We start from the raw sequence: 20,503 nt of genomic DNA, 5'->3' as shown, positions 1-20,503 counted from the left end.
AAAATTAGAATGAGCTTCGACTATGATCTTTTTGTAATTGGCGGCGGTTCTGGCGGTGTGCGGGCTGCGCGGGTGGCCGCACAGGAAGGTGCCAAGGTGGCCCTGGCCGAGGAAGACCGCTATGGTGGCACCTGCGTCATTCGCGGCTGTGTGCCCAAGAAGCTGATGGTCTTTGCCAGTGAATATTCTGCCATGGTGGGCGATGCCCAGGCCTATGGCTGGGATATCACCGGCGGCGCCTTTAACTGGGATGCCTTCAAGGGCAAGCTGCACGCCGAGCTGGACCGGCTGGAAGGAATCTATCGCAACCTGCTGAAAAACAGCGGCGTAACCAGTTATGATTCCCGCGCCACCCTGGTAGATGCCCATACGGTGGCCTTGGCCGACGGCAGCCAAAAGACTGCCAAGCATATTCTGATAGCGACTGGTGGCTGGCCCAGTGTGCCAGACCTCCCCGGAGCCGAGCTGGCGATCACCTCGAACGAGATGTTCCATCTGGATACCCTACCCGAGAAAATCCTGATTGTTGGCGGCGGCTATATTGCCTCGGAATTTGCCGGCATCATGAATGGGCTGGGGGTGAAAACCACCCAATTCTATCGCGGCACCCAGATCCTGCGCGGTTTTGACGAAGAGGCGCGCGCGGTCGTAGCCGAGGGTATGGTCGCGAACGGTGTTGATTTGCAGCTGGAAACCAATGTGGTTTCGATGGTCAAAGAGGGCGACAAGATCCGCGTTACCGATACCAAGGGGCACGAGCACCTGTTTGACCAGGTGATGTATGCCACTGGCCGTCATCCCAATGCCGACAACCTCGGCCTTGAGGCGCTGGGCGTTGCGCGTGGTAAAAAGGGTGAAATCCTTGTTGATGCTTACAGCCAGACGGGCGTGCCCTCGGTGTTTGCCATCGGCGATGTCACTGATCGGGCCAATCTGACGCCGGTTGCAATTCGCGAAGGCATGGCCTTTGTTGAAACCGTGTTCAAGGGCAACCCCACCAGCCCCGATCACGATCTGATCCCCACGGCGATTTTCACCCAGCCGGAAATGGGCACGGTCGGGCTCAGCGAAGAAGAGGCGGCGGCGCAGGAACCGGTCGAGATTTATTCGGCCAGCTTCAAACCCATGCAGCAAAGCTTTGCCGGGCGGGCGCAAAAGGTTCTGATGAAGCTGATCGTCAGCAAGGCAAGCCGACGGGTTTTGGGCTGTCACATCGTGGCGCCGGGCGCTGGCGAAATGATCCAGCTGGCCGGGATCGCGGTAAAAATGGGGGCAACCAAGGAAGATTTCGATCGCACGGTTGCGGTTCACCCCACCATGTCGGAAGAATTGGTAACACTGAAACAACCAAGTCGAACGACTTGAAATCACAAGACAAGACCATAAATTTGACGATCATGCCGCAGGCAGCGGCAGAAAAGGGATAGGAGACAGATGGCGGGCAATAGCGGTGGCCCCTGGGGGGGCGGAGGCTCTTCTGGTGGCGGAGGCAATCAGGGCGGCAACAACAGCGGCAATGGCAGCGGAAACAACTCTGGTGGGAATAAGGGTGGCGGCGGAGGTCGGCGCCCCGAAGACCCGCAGATCCCCGAAATCGACGAGTTGGTCAAAAAGGGCCAGGAACAGCTGCGCGTCCTGATGGGCGGTCGTGGTGGTGCTGGTCAGGGCGGCGGTCGTGGTCAGGGTGGGGGCGGTGCGCCCCTGTTTACCAAGGGCACCATCGGCATTGCGGCCATTGCGGGTGCGGTGCTCTGGGGTATGGCCAGCTTCTATTCGGTCAAAACCGAAGAGCGCTCGGTCGAGCTGTTCCTGGGGGAATATATGGATACCGGCATGCCGGGTCTGAACTTTGCCCCTTGGCCGCTGGTCACCTATGAGGTGATTCCGGTGCTGGTGGAGCAGACTGAAAACATCGGCTCGGGTTCACGCGGCAGCGATGCCGGGTTGATGCTGACTGGTGATGAAAACATCATCGATGTTGATTTCCAGGTGGTCTGGAACATCAGTGATCCGGCCTTGTACCTGTTCAACCTGCGCGATCCAAAGGCGACCATTCAGGCTGTTTCGGAATCTGCGATGCGTGAAATCATCGCCCAATCGGAATTGGCACCGATTCTGAACCGGGATCGTGGTGCGATCACCACCCGTCTGGAAGAGCTGATCCAATCGACGCTGGACAGCTACGACAGTGGTGTCAATGTGGTGCGGGTCAACTTTGACGGAGCCGATCCGCCAGAGCCGGTGAAAGATGCCTTCCGCGAAGTGCAGTCTGCGGGCCAGGAACGTGACCGGCTTGAAAAACAGGCGGATGCCTATGCCAACCGCAAACTTGCGGCGGCACGTGGTCAATCTGCCCAGACCCTGGAAGAGGCCGAAGGCTACCGCGCCCGCGTGGTGAACGAGGCCCAGGGTGAGGCAAGCCGTTTCTCTGCGGTTCTGACCGAATACGAAAAGGCGCCAGAGGTCACGCGCAAGCGTCTCTATCTGGAAACCATGGAGCGGGTCCTTGGCGATGTGGACAAGATCATTCTTGACCAGCCCACCGGCGAAGGTGGCCAGGGGATCGTGCCCTATCTGCCGCTCAATGAATTGCGCCGCACGGGAGATAAATGATGAATAAGACAACTTTCCTTCTCCCCATTCTGGTGTTGGCCGTGGTGGGGGTGCTGTCTTCGATCTTTATCGTGGACGAGCGTGAAAAAGCCCTGGTGCTGCGCTTTGGTCGTGTGGTTGCCGTACAAGAAGTTCCCGGTCTTGCCTTCAAGGTGCCGCTGATCGACGAGGTTGTCACCTATGATGACCGGATCCTCAGCATTGAGGTTGGCCCGCTGGAAGTCACCCCACTGGATGACCGGCGTCTGGTGGTGGATGCCTTTGCCCGCTACCGGATTGTTGATGTAAAACAATTCCGCGAAGCGGTTGGCGCAGTCGGGGTCAGCGGTGCTGAAACCCGTCTGGACAAGATCATGCGGGCCCAAACCCGCGAGGTCCTGGGCTCTGTCAGCTCCAATGACATTCTGTCATCGGACCGGGCGGCCCTGATGCTGCGGATCCGCAATGGTGCCATCACCGAAGCCGAAGGCTTTGGGCTGGAGGTCATTGACGTGCGCCTGAAACGTACCGATCTGCCGCAGGCCAACCTGGAAGCCACCTTTGCGCGGATGCGGGCGGAACGGGAACGCGAAGCCGCTGACGAAATCGCCCGTGGTGACGAGGCGGCGCAGCGTGTGCGTGCCCTGGCAGACCGGACCGAGGTTGAGCTGGTTTCCGATGCAGAGCGCGAAGCCGAGGTGATCCGCGGTGAAGCCGATGCGGAACGCAACGCGATCTTTGCCGAAGCCTATGGCCGCGACCCGGAATTCTTTGAATTCTACCGTAGCCTGAATGCCTATGAGGGCGCGCTGAAAGGGGGGAACTCTTCCCTGGTGCTGTCGCCGGATTCTGAATTTTTCAATTATCTGAAATCTTCGCGCGGCGCCGCCACATCTAACTAGATCTCTGACCTGAAGAGGTGGAGATCATCAAGGGGCTGACCTTCGGGTTGGCCCCTTTTGTTTTGCGCCTTGGCGATGAACGAAGGCGCGTGATCAAAGGTTCTACTGTTAATGCATTCTTTTCCTTCTTTGTTTTCGACGCCTGATATCGGCAAAAAGGATGCTAAGACTGCCAGAGAGGGGACAATTTGAAGGGGTAACAGGGCTGGGGCGTTGGACGGTTTGGCGTTTCAAGCGGGATGTTGCCTGCTCGATTTCATCACTGTGAAACTGGCCGGCCGTGTTTTACCAGTATTTTCAGGAGCGGCGTTTGACTATGCGGCATTTCACAACGACTTGAACGGCCCGACCGGGTGTTGCGATTGTAAAAACTCCCCCTACATTGAGAGCGTAGTACTATAGGATCTCTGTACCCCCCAAGAAGGATGGTTTGCATAGCAAGGCGGGCGGGCGTTAGGCCAGTGGCAAATGCTCTGACAGAGTTTGCAAGCCCGGTTCTGTGGGAAAGGGCAAGATGATGGCAAAAACAGGAATGGTGATGACAAGGAGTAGCTTCGTGCAGCCTCAGGCGATTGCAGTTTCAAAAGAACAAAACGGACAGGCCACACTGTGGCGGATGCTGTGGCTGGCTGGCGTCAGCCTGGTGATGGTCCTGATGCAGGTGCTCACCGCACAGGCCCGGCCCGAAAGCCTGGCCCCGCTGGCCGACAAGGTCAGCCCGGCGGTGGTGAACATCACCACAACCACGGTGATCGAAGGGCGGACTGGCCCCCAGGGCATCGTGCCAGAGGGATCACCTTTTGAAGATTTCTTCCGCGAGTTCCAGGACCGTAACGGCGGCGACAATGGCAACCGCCCGCAACGCTCTTCGGCGTTGGGGTCGGGGTTTGTGATCTCTGAAGATGGCTATATTGTTACCAATAACCACGTGATCGCAGACGCTGATGAAATCGAGATCGAGTTCTTCCCTGGTGATGGCCAACCCAGAAAGCTGTTACCTGCCAAGGTGATCGGTACCGATCCAAACACCGATATTGCCCTGCTCAAGGTAGAGGCACCGTCTCCCTTGAAATTTGTCACCTTTGGCGACAGTGACACGGCCCGCGTCGGTGACTGGGTGGTGGCGATGGGCAATCCGCTGGGGCAGGGGTTTTCGCTTTCGGCCGGGATCGTTTCTGCGCGCAATCGCGAATTGTCTGGGTCCTATGATGACTACATCCAGACCGATGCGGCGATTAACCGGGGGAATTCGGGCGGGCCGTTGTTCAATATGGATGGCGATGTGGTCGGTGTGAATACCGCAATCCTTTCTCCCAATGGGGGGTCTATCGGGATTGGCTTTTCGATGGCCTCTAATGTCGTCAGCAAGGTTGTGGTGCAGCTGAAAGAATTCGGGGAAACCCGTCGCGGCTGGTTGGGCGTGCGGATCCAGGATGTCGACACCGACGTGGCCGAAGCCATGGGGCTCGACACTGCCAAGGGTGCACTGATCACCGATGTTCCAGAGGGTCCCTCGAAAGAGGCAGGCCTGCTGGCCGGGGATGTGATCCTCAGCTTTGATGGCGCCGAAGTGGCAGATACCCGCAGCCTGGTGCGCACGGTTGGCAACACCGAAGTGGGCAAAACGGTTCGTGTGGTGGTCTACCGGGAGGGCAAGACCGAAACCCTGAAGGTGACCCTTGGCCGCCGTGAAGATGCAGAGCGCCAGTCTGGCGGTTCGGATGATGATGGGTCTGACCCAGATGTCACCGAGAAAGAGCTGCTCGGCCTATCGATTGGGGTGCTGACCGACAAGATGCGCAACGAACTGAACCTTTCGGCGGATACCGATGGGCTGATTGTTCTTTCAGTGAACGAAGCCTCTGAAGCCTGGGAAAAGGGCCTGCGCGGTGGTGATGTGATCACCGAGGCAGGCCAGCAAAAGGTGGCATCGATCAGCGCGCTGGAGGCCCGTATCTCTGAGGCGGAAGAGGCTGGTCGCAAGTCTCTCTTGCTCTTGGTGCGCCGCAACGGCGAGCCGCGCTTTGTCGCGCTGAACCTGCAGTAAGATTGCCAAGCCCTGCGCGCCAGGGCCGCGCATTATCAGGAAAGGCCGGGGGAGATCCCGGCCTTTTTCTATTCAGCGGTGGCTTTGGGCCGGAAGATCGAACCCACAGGTGTAAAAAGGGAAAGAGCCATATGCTGGCGGGCATATGGCTCTTGTTGGAACAGGCAGTCATCGGGATGGAATGATAATGTCTGTCTTGCAGTGACTATGGCAGGATCGGGCAGGGCGCTCTGTGATCTGGTTCACAGCCGGGGCGGGTTTTGAATTTTATTCACCCTCCTTCTGGCAAGAAATGAAGCACTCTCTTGCCGTGAACTGGCAAGAGTTAACGGATTCTTGGCCTCTTTGGGTGCAAAGTCAGGTTGGACGATGACCTAACCCACAACAAGAGTGGCCACCTGATGATGAAAAGAACCTTTGTAAGCGTTGTATTTGCTCTGGCTGCAAACACTGCTGCCGCCTCTGATCTGCCGTTGGGAGATTCCGCCTCGGCGAAGGTGTTTTTACAGCTTAGCGGTATTCAGCAGTTGGCCGCTGTCATGGATCCGCTGCTGTCGGTGCCCGGCGGTGCCTTTCGCATCGTAGAGGGTGATTTCCTGGCTTTGGGGAATTTGCGCATCCGCTTGGCGGGCATTGATGCGCCCGAAATTGCGCAGCGGTGCAACACTGCCCAGGGCATGCTCTGGGAATGTGCCGCGCAGGCAGAGGACCGTATGCGTGATATCCTGCGCGCGGCTGACCGGGTTGAATGCTTTAGCAACGATCAGGACAACTATGGATACTACGTGGCATCCTGCAAGGCGGATGGCGCAGACATCGGCGCCCAACTGGTCTCTGAAGGGCTGGCCTGGGCAGATGAAACACAGGGCTACTACCAGGCCGAAGCAGCCCGGGCACAGGCGGCAAGCTTAGGGATCTGGCAGGCCGAAACCGCCTCTCCATCGGAATGGCGCCGGGCGCATAAATAATCGATAGTATCAGACAGTCCAGCCTAGGCCCACGTTCTGAAACCTGGTTTTCAAGGTTCGGTTGTGAGCGGCGGCTGGTCCGGGGTTAGATTGATTCCGGTTCAGCCAAGAGCGCCAGAGCGCTGCGGTCCAGAATCTGCAGACCGCCACGACTGATTTCAATCAATTGGCTGCGTTTCCAATTCGACAGGGTCTTTGACACGGCTTCGCGGGTGGCGCCAACATATTCTGCCAGTTCGGCCTGAGACAGGGCCAGACGGCCATTGCCATTGTCCGGCGCCAGATACAGCAGTTTGCGCGCAAGACGCACGGGCATTGGCAAAAACACCTGTTCGTTCAATTGCATATTCATCCAGCGCATGCGCTGCCCGGCAAGGCGCAGCAGGTCCCCGGCAAGTTCGGGCTGCTGTTGGATCTGGGCCAGAATATCGCGATTGCGCAGGCGCAGCAGCCTGCTGGGTTCGGCAGCGGTGACGGTTGCAGTGCGCAGGCCGGGATCAAACAGCACGATTTCGCCAAATACTGCCCCGGGGCGCATCAGATCAAGCGAGAGCTTGCGCCCTGCCGCCGAGAGGGTGGAAAATTCCAGCGAGCCTTCGATGATGGCATAAAAGGCATCCCCCGTGTCGCCCTGTTCGAACAGGACCTCGCCATTGGACAGACGCAGCTCGCTCGCCTGGCTTTCCAGCATTTGGCGCAGGGGGGCCGAGGCGGCAGACAAAAAGCCGGTTTCTGGCAAGCGGTCGTTTCGCATGGGATCGGGTCTCCGTCAGTATTGCGTTACGTGCCCAGGCTGGCTGGAAGAGCTGGCGCATAGGGGCCGGGCGGGGACGGAACTGGCGTCGCCACCTGTTGCTGCTGGCTTCTAGCAGAGCGCGGCGGTTTGTGAAACTCTGGCGTTTGCGCTGGCCGCCCTTTGGCGCGGGGGCTTATGTGGCGGGCAGGTGACACGGCTGGCGGTGTCAGCGGCGGCGCGTCTGTTCTACCGGGCGATCGCCACCAGTCCCAACTGGCGTGCTGTCGCAAGTGAAAGCGTGCTGCTATCCAGCCCTGCCTCTTTCTGGTAACGGCGCAGGCCAATCCTGGTGGCGCGATCCATCCGCCCGGTGGGGGCACCGCGATAATAGCCCCGTACGGCAAGGGCCCGTTGAACCGAGGCGATAAAACCTGGGGTCAACTCTGCCGGGCAGGGGGTTTCGACCCAGGTGTCACGCCGCGGCTGAACGATTTCTTGCCGGGTTACAGTGCGAAACACGGCAGGGCGGGTGATCTGGCCTGTGGCATCCTGTTGTGCGGGTGTAACCATGACTTGATCGGTGACGGTCTCGATCACGGCGGGGCTGGTGTTGCGGTGCCAGCAGGTGCCGGGGGGCGCGCCTGGCGGGGCGACGGGCGGGGCATCTGTTGCGGTCGGCGGCGGGGCTGACGGATTGGCAGGGATACAGGCCGCCAGGCCAAGCAGCGCGGTCAGCGACAGGGCCGCAACAAGGAAGTTGTTAGGTCTGCTCATGGCTTGGTGCTCGATCCCTTGGGGTGGTTTAGTCTCGCCCTTTGGGCGAGACTAAACCAGATCTGCAAAGGGCGCAAAGGCGGGATCGTGGCGGGATCTGGTTCGTGTGACGAACCGGCATGCAACAAATATGGAACAGTGGCGGCGCGGATCGGCAGAGGCCTTCGGTTGTCGCAAATTGGGCTGGTGCCGGGGCGGGGCCTTGGCTACATAATCAGCTAAGAACCGAGAAGGGGAAGAACCGACGATGGCAAAGATCACTTATGTCGAACACAATGGCACCAAACATGTCGTGGATGTGGCCAATGGCCTGACCGTGATGGAAGGGGCTCGTGACAACAACATTCCAGGTATTGAAGCAGACTGTGGCGGCGCCTGCGCCTGTTCCACCTGCCATGTCTACATCCATCCCGATTGGGTTGAGAAGCTCCCGGCGAAGGATGACATGGAAGAAGACATGCTGGATTTTGCCTTCGAGCCGGACCCTGTCCGCTCGCGCTTGACCTGCCAGGTCAAGGTCAGCGATGCCCTGGATGGGCTGGTCGTGCAGATGCCTGAAAAGCAGATCTGATGCGCTTTGGGGCCAGGGCGCGGCGTCTGCCGCTTCGCCCTTGGCCCCGTCTTATGCGCCGCGCGCTGCATGTTATGGCGCTTGCGGCAGGTGTTGCTGGTGTAGAGCCGCTGGCGGCTGAGGGTGCCGCAGACCTGTGTTCTGATCCGACCCTTCACTAACAGCATGGCGCGCTTGGGGGGGATCGAATAGAACCGCCGTTTTGTTCATTGGCGCAATAGGGGTGACGTAAGGCGAAGGTCGGCTGCCGACGCGCGGACTGGCATAGCAGGCGTGACCTTGCCCTGAACGCGGGTGTTTGAAGATCTTGCCCCAGGTCTGGTCGATCTTGATGGCGATCAGCGTGGTCAAAAGCGATGTCCAACCGGGCGCGGGGCGGGCGATTTATGATCATCAGGGCAATCCCAGTCGCCACGCCTGCCATCGCCTCCGCTTTCGCTGGCTGCCCAGGATAGGGGCGACGGATCTTGATGGCGGCGAGGGGCTGGGATTGCCTATATCGACCGCCCGTTTGCCGGGCCACCACCCAGCCTGGAGAAGGCGCTGGATCGCCTGTGATTGGCTAGGCTTTAGTCGATCGGCCTGAAATTGATCCGCCTGCGTTCCACCAACCCGTGGGTCTGACGTTTGGGTCGCGATAGCAACCACCGCGCCGCGCCTTGGCGCGGCGCTCGGCCCAAGGGTGCGGCATTCTTTGAATGCCAGAGCGCGCGGGAGCTTCCCCCCTTTTTTCTGCCCTGTTTGCGCCACTTCGCGGGGGCTATGACAAAGATCACATGATGCCGAAGCGCCCCGACCGCAGCCTGCCCAAACAGGACGATCCGGGGACAAATGGCTATCGCTGCGCGACTACGTGATCGCCGCCAATATCCCCCAGCGAAGAAAACAGGCTGGCGGTGTTGTTCACCCCCATTTTCTTCAGCAGCCTTGCGCGATGGACCTCTACGGTGCGGTAGCTGAGATTGAGAGAACGGGCAATTTCCTTGCTGGTCTGGCCTTCGCCAAGCAGGGAATAGACCTCTCTTTCGCGGCGGGTCAGTGGCAGATAGGGGCGGGATCCGGATAGATCGACAAAGCTCCAGACGGCGCGCCCCAATGGGGTGTTGGGGGTGAAGCTATGGCCGCGCACCCGAACCCAGAACAATTCGCCGGACCTGCGTCGCATGACCCGTTCGTCCCAGTAGGGATTGCCTGCGCTCAGGTTTTTATCGCCACGGGTGCGCAGGTTCTGGAATTCTTCCTCGGATGGGTAGAGGAAGGCAAAGAGCTGATCCAGCAGATCCTCACGCGGATAGCCGAACATTTCGCAAAAGCGCTGATTGCATTCCCGCACCACCCGGTTTTCGGTGACCACAAGGCCAACAGGGGCAAAGTCAAAGGCAAGTTTCGCCAGATCCCGGTTTGCAAAAAGGGGGTCGAGCGTATCAGAGCAGGGGTATTGTTCCATCGTCCCTCCAGGAGCTTATGGCGATTGTAGCCGCTAAGGACGCGGGTTCAAACAGATTTGACCAGCCGCGCTGAATTGCCACCCGGAGGGGATAGGCACCGCCCGAAGGGGACGGCGCGCGTGTCGCCCCCCCCCTGTGATACGCCCCGCCTTGTTGAGCCCTGCAAGAGGTAGGCAATTGGCGACAGCTCACCCGAGGCAGGTCCAGATATCATTCAGCCCGTATCATTCAGCTTGCGAGGTCGCCGGGCGCTAGTCCAGCGCGCGCCAGCCGATGTCGCGGCGGCAAAAGCCCTGCGGCCAGTCGATCTGATCCACCATGGCATAGGCGCGATCACGGGCTTCTTGCAGGGTGTCACCCCGGGCCGTCACATTCAAAACCCGCCCACCGGTTGCAATGATCGCGCCGTCTTTTTGCGCGGTGCCTGCGTGAAAGACCATATTGGCACTATCCTCGGGCAGGGCATCCAGACCTTTGATCGGGCTACCCTTTTCATAGGCACCGGGATAGCCGTTGGCGGCCATGACCACGGTAATCGCGTGATCCTCGGCCCAGTTTACCTGGGCCTCGGCCAGGCGTGACTCGGCGGCGGCCTGCATCAGATCCAGCGCCTGTGCACCCAGGCGCATCATCAGAACCTGGCATTCAGGATCGCCAAAGCGCACGTTATATTCCACCAACCGGGGCTGACCGTCCTTGATCATCAGCCCGGCATAAAGCACGCCTTGGTAGGGCGTGCCACGCTCTGCCATCACTTTCATTGTCGGTTTGACAATCTGTTCCATGGCGCGGGCTTCGATTTCAGCGCTCAGCACTGGCGCGGGCGAATAGGCCCCCATGCCGCCGGTATTGGGGCCGGTGTCGCCTTCACCGACGCGTTTATGATCCTGGGCGGAACCAATGGACAGAACCTCTTCGCCATCAACCAGCACGAACAAGGAGGCCTCTTCCCCCTCCATGAATTCTTCGATCACCACCTCGGCGCCGGCGCCACCAAAGGCACCGCCAAACATATCGTCAATGGCGGCCTCGGCTTCGGCCTCGGTCATGGCGATGATCACGCCCTTGCCGGCGGCCAGCCCATCGGCCTTGACCACTGTCGGCGCGCCATGTTTACGGATATGCGCCTTGGCAGCCTCGGCATCGGTGAAATGCCCATAGCCTGCGGTCGGGGCCTGGGCCGCATCGCAGACCTCTTTGGTGAAACTCTTGGAGGCCTCCAGTCGCGCCGCCGCCTCGGAGGGGCCAAAGACCAGAACACCCGCATCGCGCAGCCGATCAGCGACCCCGGCTGCCAAGGGGGCTTCGGGGCCGATGATGACAAAGCCGATGGCATTTGCTTCGACAAAATTGGTGACTACGGCCCCATCCATGATGTCGAGGTTGGCGCATTCCGCGATCTGGGCAATTCCGGCGTTACCCGGCGCGACGATCAGCTTGTCGCATTTTGGGTTTTGCATCACAGCCCAGGCCAGGGCATGTTCACGCCCGCCGCTGCCGAGGATAAGAATATTCATTGCGTCGTCTCCGATCTGCTGACCCGGCGCTGCTGTGGCAGAGACCGTGATCAGTTGCGCCCATGAACCCCGAAGCCGCGCGCCGGGGCTTGTCTTGCTTGCGGCGGGTTCTATGCTGCGCGAGCCCGCAAAACAAGAACCCGCAGGTTCTGCGGGTTCAGAACGCAAACTTTGCCGCAGGAGTGCCCCCCGCGTGTCCGACCTATTTGACGACCCCCAACCTGGCCAGAACGCGCCGGAATTCAGCGTTTCCGAAATCTCGGGCGAGGTGAAGCGCACGCTAGAGGGGACCTTTGGCCGCATCCGGGTGCGCGGCGAGGTGGGCCGGGTGTTCAAGGCGCGTTCAGGCCATTTGTATTACGACATCAAGGATGATCGCTCGGTCTTGGCCTGCACCACCTGGAAGGGCCAGATTTCCAGCCTCGCCGTGGTGCCGGAAGAGGGACTGGAGGTGGTGGTCACCGGGCGGCTGACCGCATTTGGGGCGCAGTCGAAATACAACATGAATGTGGATGAGGTGGCCGTCGCGGGGCAGGGGGCCCTGATGGCCTTGCTGGAAAAGCGCAAGAAGCAGCTCGAATCAGAGGGTCTGTTTGCGCCGGAACGCAAGAAACCGCTGCCCTATCTGCCGCATATCATTGGTGTTGTGACCTCGCCGTCAGGCGCCGTGATCCGCGATATTCTGCACCGCCTGCGCGAGCGGTTCCCGCGCAAGGTTCTGGTCTGGCCAGTTGCGGTTCAGGGCAGCAACTGCGCGTCAGAAGTGGCACGCGCCATCGAGGGCTTCAACCAGATGACACCGGGGGGGGCCTTGCCGCGCCCAGATCTGATCATTGTCGCCCGCGGTGGTGGTTCCATCGAGGATCTCTGGGGCTTTAACGAAGAGGTCGTGGCCCGCGCTGCTGCGGCCTCGCAGATCCCGCTGATTTCGGCTGTGGGCCATGAAACCGATACCACGCTGATAGATTTTGTCTCTGACCGCCGGGCGCCAACACCGACGGCAGCGGCTGAACTGGCGGTGCCGGTGCGAATGGAACTGATGGCCTGGGTTGAGGATCAGGGCGCGCGGCTGTTGCGGGCCTCAAATCAGGCGGTGCAGCAGCGCAGCCAGCGGCTGAGCGACCTGTCCCGTGCCATGCCCCGCCCCGAGAGCCTGTTGGATACGCCGCGCCAGCGCCTGGATCATGTCTCTGACCGGCTGCCGCGCGCTCTGATTTCCGGGGTGCAGAATCGCCATGTTGCGCTTAGCCGGGCGTCTGCGGCGCTGCGCCCGGCAACCCTGCGCCATCTCATCGAATCCCGTCGCGAACGGCTGCGCAATCTATCCACGCGGTTGAGCCTGCGCCCCATTACCCAGGAGGCTGCGCGCCAGAAAGTGCAATTGGCCCGGTTGGCAACTGCCCTGGAAACCGCCCAGACATTGCGGCTGGATCGCAACCGGCAACAGCTGAAATCTGCCGGACGTCAGCTGGATATCCTTAGCTATAAGGGAACGCTGGCGCGGGGCTATGCGGTGGTGCGCAGTGAAGATGCTATTGTCACCAGCCGCAAAGAGGCCGCCGCCGCCAGTGGGCTGCGTATTGAATTTGCCGATGGCGAGTTTGATTTAACGGCCCGGCGGGCGGATCAGCACGGCGTGAGCTAGACCCCAACCTCTGGGCCGAGGCAGATCATTTCCTGGTCGACCTCGTTGGCCTCATACAGATGGGTTGCCTGCGGATCGTTCTGGAACCGCGCATTCAGCCCATCGGGCGTCAGAGTAAAGCTCCAGCATTGGGGCGGGCCCAGATTCTGATAGACGAAACAGATCTGGTCTGCCTCCTGGTACCAGATGCCCTCTTGGCAGCGGCCATCGAGAAAGGACCAGATCACCCGATGGTTGGGCAGGTAGCGTTCAGCCCCGTAGGGGCTGCCATCCAGGCCGTAGAACAGCGTCTTGCCCTGTGTGTAGCGATCAAATTCTGCCGCGCTCATGGGCTCAGCCGCCTGGGACGGCAGGGGCAGTACGGCCAGCTCGGCCAAAAAGACGGGCAAGACGGCAAAGGGAATCAACATCTGGCGCATGTCCCAACTGTGCCAGAGCACAAGCGCCAGGCCAAGAATTTAGCGCCAGGGATACAGTGTCGTCGCGGCTGATTTCCTGGCGGCTTGCCTTGGCGTTGCCTTTGACCTGACCCGGTAATCGCGACACAGAGGGTAGATGCGGGGTGCGGAGGGCATAATATGGTCGCAGTGACATGTATCGAGGCAGTGGCAGGGCTGGCGGCGCTGGCCTATCTTGGCTTTACCGCCCGCGCCCCCAATGCGCTGCGGAGCCTGCTCAAAACGGCGGCGGTGGCGTTGCTGGCAGGAGCGGCTTTGGCCACGGGCGCGCCGTTCTGGCTGGTGGTGGGGCTGGGAGCCTGCGCCTTGGGGGATTATTGCCTGTCGCGCAGTGGGGAGACGATGTTCGTGGCCGGGGTTTGGGCCTTTGCGATGGGGCATCTGGCCTATGTCGCGCTGTTTCTGGGCGATGACAGCGCTGTGCTGCGCCAGATCTGGACCCTGCCTGGCCTTGGGCTCACTTCGGTCCTTGTGCTCTTGGGGGGGGGCATGGCAGCGATATTGGCACCTGTTGCGGGGCAGCTGCGCGGCGCAGTGCTGGGCTATATCCCGATCATCCTTGCCATGGGGCTGGCGGCGCTGACCCTGACGGACCCGGGGCTGGTCTGGGTGCTGCCGGCGGCACTGGCCTTTGTGGCTTCGGATGTGGCGCTCGCCTTTGAAACCTTTGTGCTTTCGCCGCAGCATCAACTGCGCCGGGTACTGCCCTATGTGGTCTGGCCGCTCTATTGGGGGGCGCAGGCGGGGTTTTATCTGTCTTTTTCCTGACCAAGGGGCGCATCCGCTTTGCAACCGGGGACAATCCGCATTAGGTGAAGGGGAAACCCTTTTGCGGAGGCCCAGATGGCGTTTTTCTCAAAGCTCAAGGAGCGCTTGTTCAAATCCTCTTCCAAACTGGACGCGGGGCTGGACGCCATTGTCGAAGAGGGCGACGGCGCCGAGCCATTGGCTGCGCCCGTCGCCGCTGCCCCGATCGCCGACCCCGCGCCGAAATCAGCACCACCCGCAGAGCTGAGCGAACCGACATCGCCGCAAACGCCCCCGGTGGCCGCCGCGCCGGATGCAGAAAAACCAAGCGGCGTTCTGGGGCGCCTGATGGGGCGCAGCGGCGGTACAGAACAACGCCGCACCCTTGATGATGAGATGCTCGAACAGCTGGAAGAGCTGCTGATTGCCGCCGATATGGGGGTCAATACCGCGCTGCGCGTCACCGCCAATATGGCAGAGGGACGCCTGGGGAAGAAACTATCGGCTCGTGAAATCAAGGAACTGCTGGCCGCCGAAATCGCGCGGGTGATGGAGCATGTGGCAAAGCCGATGCCAATCTACCCGCATCGCCCGCAGGTGGTTCTGGTTGTTGGGGTCAATGGCTCTGGCAAGACCACCACCATTGGCAAACTGGCCAGTCAGTTCAAGGGCGCAGGCAAAAAGGTTGTTATTGCCGCTGGCGATACCTTCCGCGCTGCCGCAGTAGAACAACTGCAGGTCTGGGGAGAGCGAGCGGGCGTGCCGGTGCTGACAGCACCCGAAGGCTCTGATCCGGCCAGCCTGGCCTTTGACGCCATGACCAAGGCACAAGAGGAGGGGGCTGATCTCCTCATGATCGATACCGCCGGGCGGTTGCAAAACCGGGCAGATCTGATGGAAGAACTGGCCAAGATCATCCGCGTCATTCGTAAAAAGGACGAAAGCGCGCCGCATAATACGCTTTTGGTGCTGGATGCGACTACTGGTCAGAACGCCCTGCGCCAGGTCGAGACCTTTCAAAAACTGGCAGATGTTTCTGGCTTGGTAATGACCAAACTCGACGGCACCGCCAAGGGGGGGGTGCTGGTGGCACTGGCAGATAAATTTGGCCTGCCCATTCACGCCATCGGCGTTGGCGAACAGATCGACGACCTGGATGCGTTTGACCCGGAAGATTTTGCTGCTGCGCTGACCGGTTTGGACCGCACCCGATGATCGCAGCCTCCCGTCTGCCCGCCTTTCCGGACCGCGCTCCGGGCTCAGGCTTCATTTGGCTGCAAATATCCTCCGGGGGTTTGGGGGTGGAAAACCCCCAAGCGCTGCCCCTGCAAGCAATGGATAACGCATGAGCGACTGGCTGATCTCGCTGGAGGGCACCGAGGCGGGCCACCAGGCAGCACTTTGGCTGGCGCTGATGGCGGCCTTTTTACATGCGGTTTTTGGCGCGCTGCAAAAGGGAAAACACGATCCTTGGCTGTCGCGTGGGTCGATTGACGCCTCCTATGGGCTGATGGCGGCCCCCTTTGCGCTGTTTGTGGTGCCCTGGCCCGAACCGCATATGTGGCCTATTTTTGCCATGGTCTGGCTTATTCACGTTATCTACAAGGTCTTGCAGGCGCTGGCCTATACCAAGGGCAGCTATACGGTGGTCTACCCGGTGGTGCGCGGGACCGGGCCGCTGTTCACCGTCATCGGATCTTATTACCTGTTCGGAGAGGTGTTTTCTCTGGTGCAATGGGCCGGTATCGGCGTTTTGCTGGCAGGGATTTTTGGGCTTGCAGCCTATAATTACCGCTATCTGGTGACCGACCGCGATACTCTTGGTCTGGCGATGGCTTTGGCGCTGGTGACGGGTCTCTTTGTGGCGCTTTATACCACATATGATGCCTATGGGATCCGCGCCACTGTCGATCCTTTCACCTTTCTGGCGTGGTTCTTCCTGATAGATTCCCTGGCGCTGCCGCCCTATGCCTATCTGCGCTGGCGACGCATGGCTGATCGGCCAGCTCTGGCGCCGCTTGCCGTGCGCGGGGTGTTTGGCGGGCTGGTGGCCTTTGCCTCCTTTGGCGCGGTGATGCTGGCAACCCGGCTGGACAAGGTGGGCGAGGCCGCAGTCTTGCGCGAAACCTCCACCGTTTTTGCCGCCCTCATCGGCTGGCTGGTGTTAAAGGAAACCGTTGGTCCGCGCCGCATTGCCTTGATGGCTTTGATCGCGCTGGGGGCCGTGATAGTGGAAATGGGGGGCTGATCTCAGTTGGCAGACAGCCCATGGTACAGACCCCAGTCGGGTAAAGAGACAGCAACAGGAGAGCCCATGACGCGCCCAGAAAAAACTGCAGACAAGCAGATCAATCCCACCCTGAAGATGGTGCTGGAGCTTGGTCCTATTGTGCTGTTTTTCATTGGCTACCTGAAGCTGCGCGAGGATGTGTTCTTGATCGCAGGTCAGGAATACAAAGGCTTTATCGTGGTCACGGCCGCCTTTATCCCGCTGATGATCCTGTCGACCCTGGCCCTGTGGAAACTGACCGGGCATTTGTCAAAGATGCAGATTGCAACGCTGGTGCTGGTTGTCTTCATGGGGGGGCTGTCGGTCTGGCTCAATGATGAGCGGTTTTTCAAGATGAAACCGACGCTGATCTATTTGCTGTTTGGTGGCGCGCTGGGGGCTGGGCTGTTGCGGGGGCAAAGCTATCTAAAGCTGGTGATGGAAGAGCTGATGCCGCTGGAACACGAAGGCTGGATGATCCTGACCCGGCGCATCTGCCTGTTCTTTCTGGCGCTGGCCGTCGCAAACGAGGCGATCTGGCGCAGCCAGAGCACCGACACCTGGGTCTATTTCAAGACCTTCGGTTTGCCGGTTGCGATGTTTGCCTTCTTTATGTTTCAGGGGCAGGTCTTTCAGAAGCATGGTATTCCTGATGACGATGAGAACGAGGTCTAGGCCCCTAATCTCTTCAGTCGGCACCCCAGGGGCGAGCGCCTAGGCAATTGTCAAAGCCTTGTCCCGTCGGCGCCTGCCACTGATGCAATGCGATCATTTGCCAAACAATACCTTCTGCGCCTGGCTGTCAGAGCGATCGGCGCGCCTTTCGGCTTCCAATTTGCGCCCGGCAATGACGCCAGGCCGTGCCCATAGGTCCTGCAACCAGCGCGCCATATGCGGCTTGTCTTCAAGGGTTTGTTCCTGCCCCTCCCAGAGAGAGGCCCATGGCCAGATCGCCATATCGGCAATGGTAAAGCTGTCGCCTGCCACAAACTGATGATTGGCAAGCTGGCGGTTCAATACGCCGTAAAGCCGCGCAACTTCGGACCGGTAGCGATCCTGGGCATAGGGGATGGGATTCGGGGCATATTTCAGAAAGTGATGCGCCTGACCGGCCATCGGTCCCAGCCCGCCCATCTGCCACATCAGCCATTGATCCACGGCCAGCCGCTCTCGTTCGGTATCGCCGTAAAACTGCCCGGTTTTGCGTGCCAGATACTGCAGGATTGCACCGCTTTCAAACAGTGAAACGGGCGCGCCATCCGGCCCTTGCGGATCAATGATGGCGGGCATCCGGTTGTTGGGGGAGATTTGCAGGAAATCCGGTGCGAACTGATCCCCCTTGGAGATATCGATCAGGTTGACGCGATAGGGCAGGCACATTTCTTCAAGTGCGATAGAGATCTTCCAGCCATTTGGCGTTGGCCAATAATAAAGCGTAATTGGGTCCTGCATGATCCGTCCTTCTGTAAACCGCGTTGCGCCAAAGCAGAGCATGTGCCGCGCGCAAGAACAAGGTGGCCCTGTCTGGTCTGCGCAATCAGCAGGCTGGCGCGCGGACCCAGACCACCAGGGGCGGACAGGGGGGCTGCCGTTGCCAGACCGGCGTGCGTATCCGCGAAACTTTTTCAATCCGGTGATGGCTATAGTGGCGCAATATTTTTGCACGAGGACCTGTATTTGCGGACCCGGATTACCAAAGCGCTGGGCTATTTTGCGTCAATGGCATGCTGGCAAATCTTGCCGAGGTTCTGACCCAATCGGTCCCTTGCGGGCCAGATCATTCACCCCAATCCATGAGGCCAAACCATGCCACAGACCGATCCATTTGCGACCCAAGCCCGTGGGCTGACCAGCCCGGCGACCCATCATTTCACCATTGCGCCAGCCGATGGCACCGATCTGCCGACCCGCCCCCGCGTGTTGCGCGCGCTGACGTCGGGCGATGTTGCGCTGCGTGATGCCGCCGGGATGGTGATCACCTATCCCGTGGCTGCCGGGGAAACCCTGCAGTTTTCGGCGGTCGGGGTTGAGGCAACCGGCACCACTGCGGTCCTTGTGGGGTGGGTGTAATGCTGGGGCTGGGCCTGGATCTGTGGAGAGGGGGAGTGCCCCAGCCGAATGAGGGGGGCAGCGGATTTAATCCGGCGTCTCTTTTTGCGGGTGGGGAATTGGGGGTCTGGTATGACCCCGCAGACCTATCAACGCTCTGGGCTGATACATCCGGCACGACACAGGCGGGCCTTGGCGATGCCGTTGCACGCATGGATGATAAGTCCGGGAATGGAAATCACATTATCCAGGTCACGGCAGCCTCGCGGCCTATCCTGCGCCAATCAGGCGGTGGAGAGTATTGGCTGGAGTTTGACGGGGTGGATGATTACCTGCTCACTGCACCCGGCGCGCTTGGTGGCAGTGCCACAATCTTCACCATGGCCGCTGGGGTTTCAACTGATGTTGGTGCTGGGGCTTCTGGCAACCACCGCCCCCTGTCCTTGGGTAATGTAACCCATGGCACCGCTACCTCTGGCGCTAAAGAAGCATTCGGCCAAGCTCAGGACGGTACGCTGCGATACGATGGCGCCTTTACGGCTGGTGCCATTTCCGTGCCAAGTGAGATTGTCCGATTGTCCAGCCGCGACGGCGGATCAGTTGTGGATCGGGTGAATGCTGCTGCGAGCATCAACATGGTGGCCCCTCTGGCGCCAACCGTTGATGAGGTGGCAATATGCGCGCCCGGTGGATCAGTCTATGCCCAGGCAAATGTCCATGGCGTGATCGTCATTGGCCGAATTCTAACGGCCCAAGAGATCGCCGATACCGAGGTCTACTTGGCTGAAAAGAGCAGGGTGGCGCTATGAGGGGTACAGCAGCCGCACCAGTTGCCATGCTGAATGATTGCAATGAGTTTGCAATGGCCTTGGCCTTTGGCATCCAGCTGTCGAGCAATCCTTGTGAACTGTGCAGCATCACGCACTTTGGACTCACAGCCGACCTTGCTGTTAGGCGTACCATCGAAGGCTACTACTTAAACCTATAACGGTCTGCTGCCCTGCTGAGGTGTTCGGCGCGGTTGGTTTCAATCACGCCTCTGGGCAGGACGCCGGAACAGTTTTCGAGTAGATCTGTGGCAATGACGCTGGCGACCTGTTGCCAAAGGTCATGTGTGGGCCAGCGGGCGCGGTTGCTGTCACTGGTGGGGCAGGTGTAGCGGATCTTGTCGCAGAGCTCGGCATAGGCGTCGCCAACCATATCGCGCAGATCTTGCCAGCTTCGCATTTCCCAGCGATTGTGCCGTTGCTTGGACGCCATGCGTAGCGCGAACCGCCAGACTTGGCTTGCCAGTCGGTCAGACAGATCCAGGGGCGGGCGGTTCAGTTGGCCGCGAGCGTCGTTCCAGATGGTGAGCCAGCCCAGCTTGCCCCTTTTGCATCACCTCTAGTCGTTTGTCATAGATCGCCTATTGTCTGTTGGCGACGGCCCCGGCGCGCAGGCTGGGGAGGTGTGCGCCGGTGGCGTGGGTTTACTACCGCCGAAGCTGGTGGAGGCCAGGTCTTCCCTGGTCATGACAGAAGCAAACGACGCCTATCCGCAGAGCAAAGTGGACGTCGCCCTCAAACATCACAAAATTGCCTGGCTATATCGCCTGCTGTGAAGCCGTGAACGCGCGTATGGCCATGACAGCGGTGCTCAGAGAAAATTTGGCCCGTACCCTGCCGCGCTGGAAGTGAGCAATCCGGCAGTCATGGTGTCGTGTGAGTGGTCCCGCCTGACGGGGTGGTGCGGGGATGTGCGCCTATCGTTTTGGTTTAGCCTGCTTTATAGATTGGGG

Annotated in this window: 21 protein-coding genes; 14 read left to right on the top strand and 7 right to left on the bottom strand. The window is 60.0% G+C overall.

The window, feature by feature from the left end:
- The first annotated feature begins 9 nt into the window (after nucleotides 1-9).
- The 5 genes from gor (at nucleotide 10) to P2081_RS11160 (ending at nucleotide 6,509) form a co-directional block, all read left to right on the top strand.
- Nucleotides 10-1,365 (top strand): glutathione-disulfide reductase, encoded by a 1,356-nt coding sequence (gene gor, locus P2081_RS11180; RefSeq protein WP_278922952.1) that lies wholly within the window; start codon nucleotides 10-12, stop codon nucleotides 1,363-1,365.
- 69 nt (nucleotides 1,366-1,434) lie between these two features.
- Complete coding sequence (gene hflK / locus P2081_RS11175; RefSeq protein WP_278922951.1) at nucleotides 1,435-2,613, top strand: FtsH protease activity modulator HflK; 1,179 nt, start codon at nucleotides 1,435-1,437, stop codon at nucleotides 2,611-2,613.
- Complete coding sequence (hflC, locus tag P2081_RS11170) at nucleotides 2,613-3,494, top strand: protease modulator HflC (protein ID WP_278922950.1); 882 nt, start codon at nucleotides 2,613-2,615, stop codon at nucleotides 3,492-3,494. Before hflK ends, hflC begins: the two co-directional genes overlap by 1 nt.
- A gap of 517 nt (nucleotides 3,495-4,011) precedes the next feature.
- Nucleotides 4,012-5,541 (top strand): Do family serine endopeptidase, encoded by a 1,530-nt coding sequence (locus P2081_RS11165; RefSeq protein WP_417700922.1) that lies wholly within the window; start codon nucleotides 4,012-4,014, stop codon nucleotides 5,539-5,541.
- A gap of 401 nt (nucleotides 5,542-5,942) precedes the next feature.
- Nucleotides 5,943-6,509 carry a thermonuclease family protein gene (locus P2081_RS11160; protein WP_278922948.1) on the top strand — a complete coding sequence of 189 codons (567 nt, stop codon included), beginning with the start codon at nucleotides 5,943-5,945 and terminating at the stop codon, nucleotides 6,507-6,509.
- A gap of 85 nt (nucleotides 6,510-6,594) precedes the next feature.
- Here P2081_RS11160 and P2081_RS11155 read toward each other — a convergent pair whose 3' ends face one another.
- On the bottom strand, nucleotides 6,595-7,263 hold the full coding sequence (locus P2081_RS11155) for a Crp/Fnr family transcriptional regulator (protein WP_278922947.1): 669 nt from the start codon (nucleotides 7,261-7,263) through the stop codon (nucleotides 6,595-6,597).
- A 228-nt stretch (nucleotides 7,264-7,491) separates the two neighbouring features.
- Entirely contained in the window at nucleotides 7,492-8,019 is a 528-nt protein-coding gene (locus tag P2081_RS11150; RefSeq protein WP_278922946.1) for a peptidoglycan-binding domain-containing protein, read from the bottom strand.
- 247 nt (nucleotides 8,020-8,266) lie between these two features.
- Between P2081_RS11150 and P2081_RS11145 the strand changes: the two genes are divergently transcribed.
- Entirely contained in the window at nucleotides 8,267-8,590 is a 324-nt protein-coding gene (locus P2081_RS11145) for a 2Fe-2S iron-sulfur cluster-binding protein (protein ID WP_278922945.1), read from the top strand.
- 835 nt (nucleotides 8,591-9,425) lie between these two features.
- On the opposite strand, the gene P2081_RS11140 is transcribed toward P2081_RS11145, so the two are convergent.
- Together P2081_RS11140 and purD are read right to left on the bottom strand one after the other, a co-directional pair.
- Nucleotides 9,426-10,037, bottom strand: coding sequence for a LuxR C-terminal-related transcriptional regulator (locus tag P2081_RS11140; protein ID WP_278922944.1), 612 nt, complete (start codon nucleotides 10,035-10,037; stop codon nucleotides 9,426-9,428).
- A 252-nt stretch (nucleotides 10,038-10,289) separates the two neighbouring features.
- A complete protein-coding gene (gene purD / locus P2081_RS11135; protein WP_278922943.1) occupies nucleotides 10,290-11,555 on the bottom strand; it encodes a phosphoribosylamine--glycine ligase in 1,266 nt (421 codons plus the stop codon).
- Nucleotides 11,556-11,748: 193 nt separating this feature from the next.
- Between purD and xseA the strand changes: the two genes are divergently transcribed.
- Nucleotides 11,749-13,200 carry an exodeoxyribonuclease VII large subunit gene (gene xseA / locus P2081_RS11130; RefSeq protein WP_278922942.1) on the top strand — a complete coding sequence of 484 codons (1,452 nt, stop codon included), beginning with the start codon at nucleotides 11,749-11,751 and terminating at the stop codon, nucleotides 13,198-13,200.
- Here xseA and P2081_RS11125 read toward each other — a convergent pair.
- On the bottom strand, nucleotides 13,197-13,619 hold the full coding sequence (locus P2081_RS11125; RefSeq protein ID WP_417700811.1) for a hypothetical protein: 423 nt from the start codon (nucleotides 13,617-13,619) through the stop codon (nucleotides 13,197-13,199). The two genes, xseA and P2081_RS11125, sit on opposite strands and share 4 nt — an antisense overlap.
- Before the next feature lie 159 nt (nucleotides 13,620-13,778).
- Here P2081_RS11125 and P2081_RS11120 point away from each other — a divergent pair, with 159 nt between their 5' ends.
- From P2081_RS11120 to P2081_RS11105, 4 genes are all read left to right on the top strand, one after another.
- On the top strand, nucleotides 13,779-14,426 hold the full coding sequence (locus P2081_RS11120) for a lysoplasmalogenase (protein ID WP_278922940.1): 648 nt from the start codon (nucleotides 13,779-13,781) through the stop codon (nucleotides 14,424-14,426).
- 75 nt (nucleotides 14,427-14,501) lie between these two features.
- Complete coding sequence (gene ftsY / locus P2081_RS11115; RefSeq protein ID WP_278922939.1) at nucleotides 14,502-15,620, top strand: signal recognition particle-docking protein FtsY; 1,119 nt, start codon at nucleotides 14,502-14,504, stop codon at nucleotides 15,618-15,620.
- Between the two features lie 130 nt (nucleotides 15,621-15,750).
- On the top strand, nucleotides 15,751-16,653 hold the full coding sequence (locus P2081_RS11110) for an EamA family transporter (RefSeq protein WP_278922938.1): 903 nt from the start codon (nucleotides 15,751-15,753) through the stop codon (nucleotides 16,651-16,653).
- 66 nt (nucleotides 16,654-16,719) lie between these two features.
- Complete coding sequence (locus P2081_RS11105; protein ID WP_278922937.1) at nucleotides 16,720-17,349, top strand: inner membrane-spanning protein YciB; 630 nt, start codon at nucleotides 16,720-16,722, stop codon at nucleotides 17,347-17,349.
- A 93-nt stretch (nucleotides 17,350-17,442) separates the two neighbouring features.
- On the opposite strand, the gene P2081_RS11100 is transcribed toward P2081_RS11105, so the two are convergent.
- Nucleotides 17,443-18,126 carry a glutathione S-transferase N-terminal domain-containing protein gene (locus P2081_RS11100; protein ID WP_278922936.1) on the bottom strand — a complete coding sequence of 228 codons (684 nt, stop codon included), beginning with the start codon at nucleotides 18,124-18,126 and terminating at the stop codon, nucleotides 17,443-17,445.
- A gap of 354 nt (nucleotides 18,127-18,480) precedes the next feature.
- On the opposite strand from P2081_RS11100, the gene P2081_RS11095 reads away from it, so the two are divergent.
- Together P2081_RS11095 and P2081_RS11090 are read left to right on the top strand one after the other, a co-directional pair.
- Nucleotides 18,481-18,744, top strand: a complete 264-nt coding sequence (locus tag P2081_RS11095) for a spike base protein, RCAP_Rcc01079 family (protein ID WP_278922935.1) — start codon at nucleotides 18,481-18,483, stop codon at nucleotides 18,742-18,744.
- 35 nt (nucleotides 18,745-18,779) lie between these two features.
- Nucleotides 18,780-19,532 carry a hypothetical protein gene (locus P2081_RS11090; RefSeq protein ID WP_278922934.1) on the top strand — a complete coding sequence of 251 codons (753 nt, stop codon included), beginning with the start codon at nucleotides 18,780-18,782 and terminating at the stop codon, nucleotides 19,530-19,532.
- Nucleotides 19,533-19,695: 163 nt separating this feature from the next.
- On the opposite strand, the gene P2081_RS11085 is transcribed toward P2081_RS11090, so the two are convergent.
- On the bottom strand, nucleotides 19,696-19,950 hold the full coding sequence (locus tag P2081_RS11085) for a hypothetical protein (RefSeq protein ID WP_278922933.1): 255 nt from the start codon (nucleotides 19,948-19,950) through the stop codon (nucleotides 19,696-19,698).
- A 184-nt stretch (nucleotides 19,951-20,134) separates the two neighbouring features.
- Between P2081_RS11085 and P2081_RS11080 the strand changes: the two genes are divergently transcribed.
- Entirely contained in the window at nucleotides 20,135-20,326 is a 192-nt protein-coding gene (locus tag P2081_RS11080) for a hypothetical protein (protein ID WP_278922932.1), read from the top strand.
- The last annotated feature ends 177 nt before the right edge of the window (nucleotides 20,327-20,503 follow it).

Source organism: Pseudophaeobacter profundi, assembly GCF_029697505.1.
Classification (GTDB): Bacteria; Pseudomonadota; Alphaproteobacteria; order Rhodobacterales; family Rhodobacteraceae; genus Pseudophaeobacter; species Pseudophaeobacter profundi.
Note: the sequence above shows the minus strand (reverse complement) of the source record. Positions and strands in the feature narration are given on the sequence as shown.

Bases quoted from the DNA above. Each gene is read 5' to 3' on its own strand.
- gor (WP_278922952.1), top strand. From the start codon at position 10: ATGAGCTTCGACTATGATCTTTTTGTAATTGGCGGCGGTTCTGGCGGT.
- hflK (WP_278922951.1), top strand. From the start codon at position 1,435: ATGGCGGGCAATAGCGGTGGCCCCTGGGGGGGCGGAGGCTCTTCTGGT.
- hflC (WP_278922950.1), top strand. From the start codon at position 2,613: ATGAATAAGACAACTTTCCTTCTCCCCATTCTGGTGTTGGCCGTGGTG.
- P2081_RS11165 (WP_417700922.1), top strand. From the start codon at position 4,012: ATGGCAAAAACAGGAATGGTGATGACAAGGAGTAGCTTCGTGCAGCCT.
- P2081_RS11160 (WP_278922948.1), top strand. From the start codon at position 5,943: ATGATGAAAAGAACCTTTGTAAGCGTTGTATTTGCTCTGGCTGCAAAC.
- P2081_RS11155 (WP_278922947.1), bottom strand. From the start codon at position 7,263: ATGCGAAACGACCGCTTGCCAGAAACCGGCTTTTTGTCTGCCGCCTCG.
- P2081_RS11150 (WP_278922946.1), bottom strand. From the start codon at position 8,019: ATGAGCAGACCTAACAACTTCCTTGTTGCGGCCCTGTCGCTGACCGCG.
- P2081_RS11145 (WP_278922945.1), top strand. From the start codon at position 8,267: ATGGCAAAGATCACTTATGTCGAACACAATGGCACCAAACATGTCGTG.
- P2081_RS11140 (WP_278922944.1), bottom strand. From the start codon at position 10,037: ATGGAACAATACCCCTGCTCTGATACGCTCGACCCCCTTTTTGCAAAC.
- purD (WP_278922943.1), bottom strand. From the start codon at position 11,555: ATGAATATTCTTATCCTCGGCAGCGGCGGGCGTGAACATGCCCTGGCC.
- P2081_RS11125 (WP_417700811.1), bottom strand. From the start codon at position 13,619: ATGCGCCAGATGTTGATTCCCTTTGCCGTCTTGCCCGTCTTTTTGGCC.
- P2081_RS11120 (WP_278922940.1), top strand. From the start codon at position 13,779: ATGGTCGCAGTGACATGTATCGAGGCAGTGGCAGGGCTGGCGGCGCTG.
- ftsY (WP_278922939.1), top strand. From the start codon at position 14,502: ATGGCGTTTTTCTCAAAGCTCAAGGAGCGCTTGTTCAAATCCTCTTCC.
- P2081_RS11110 (WP_278922938.1), top strand. From the start codon at position 15,751: ATGAGCGACTGGCTGATCTCGCTGGAGGGCACCGAGGCGGGCCACCAG.
- P2081_RS11105 (WP_278922937.1), top strand. From the start codon at position 16,720: ATGACGCGCCCAGAAAAAACTGCAGACAAGCAGATCAATCCCACCCTG.
- P2081_RS11100 (WP_278922936.1), bottom strand. From the start codon at position 18,126: ATGCAGGACCCAATTACGCTTTATTATTGGCCAACGCCAAATGGCTGG.
- P2081_RS11095 (WP_278922935.1), top strand. From the start codon at position 18,481: ATGCCACAGACCGATCCATTTGCGACCCAAGCCCGTGGGCTGACCAGC.
- P2081_RS11085 (WP_278922933.1), bottom strand. From the start codon at position 19,950: ATGCGAAGCTGGCAAGATCTGCGCGATATGGTTGGCGACGCCTATGCC.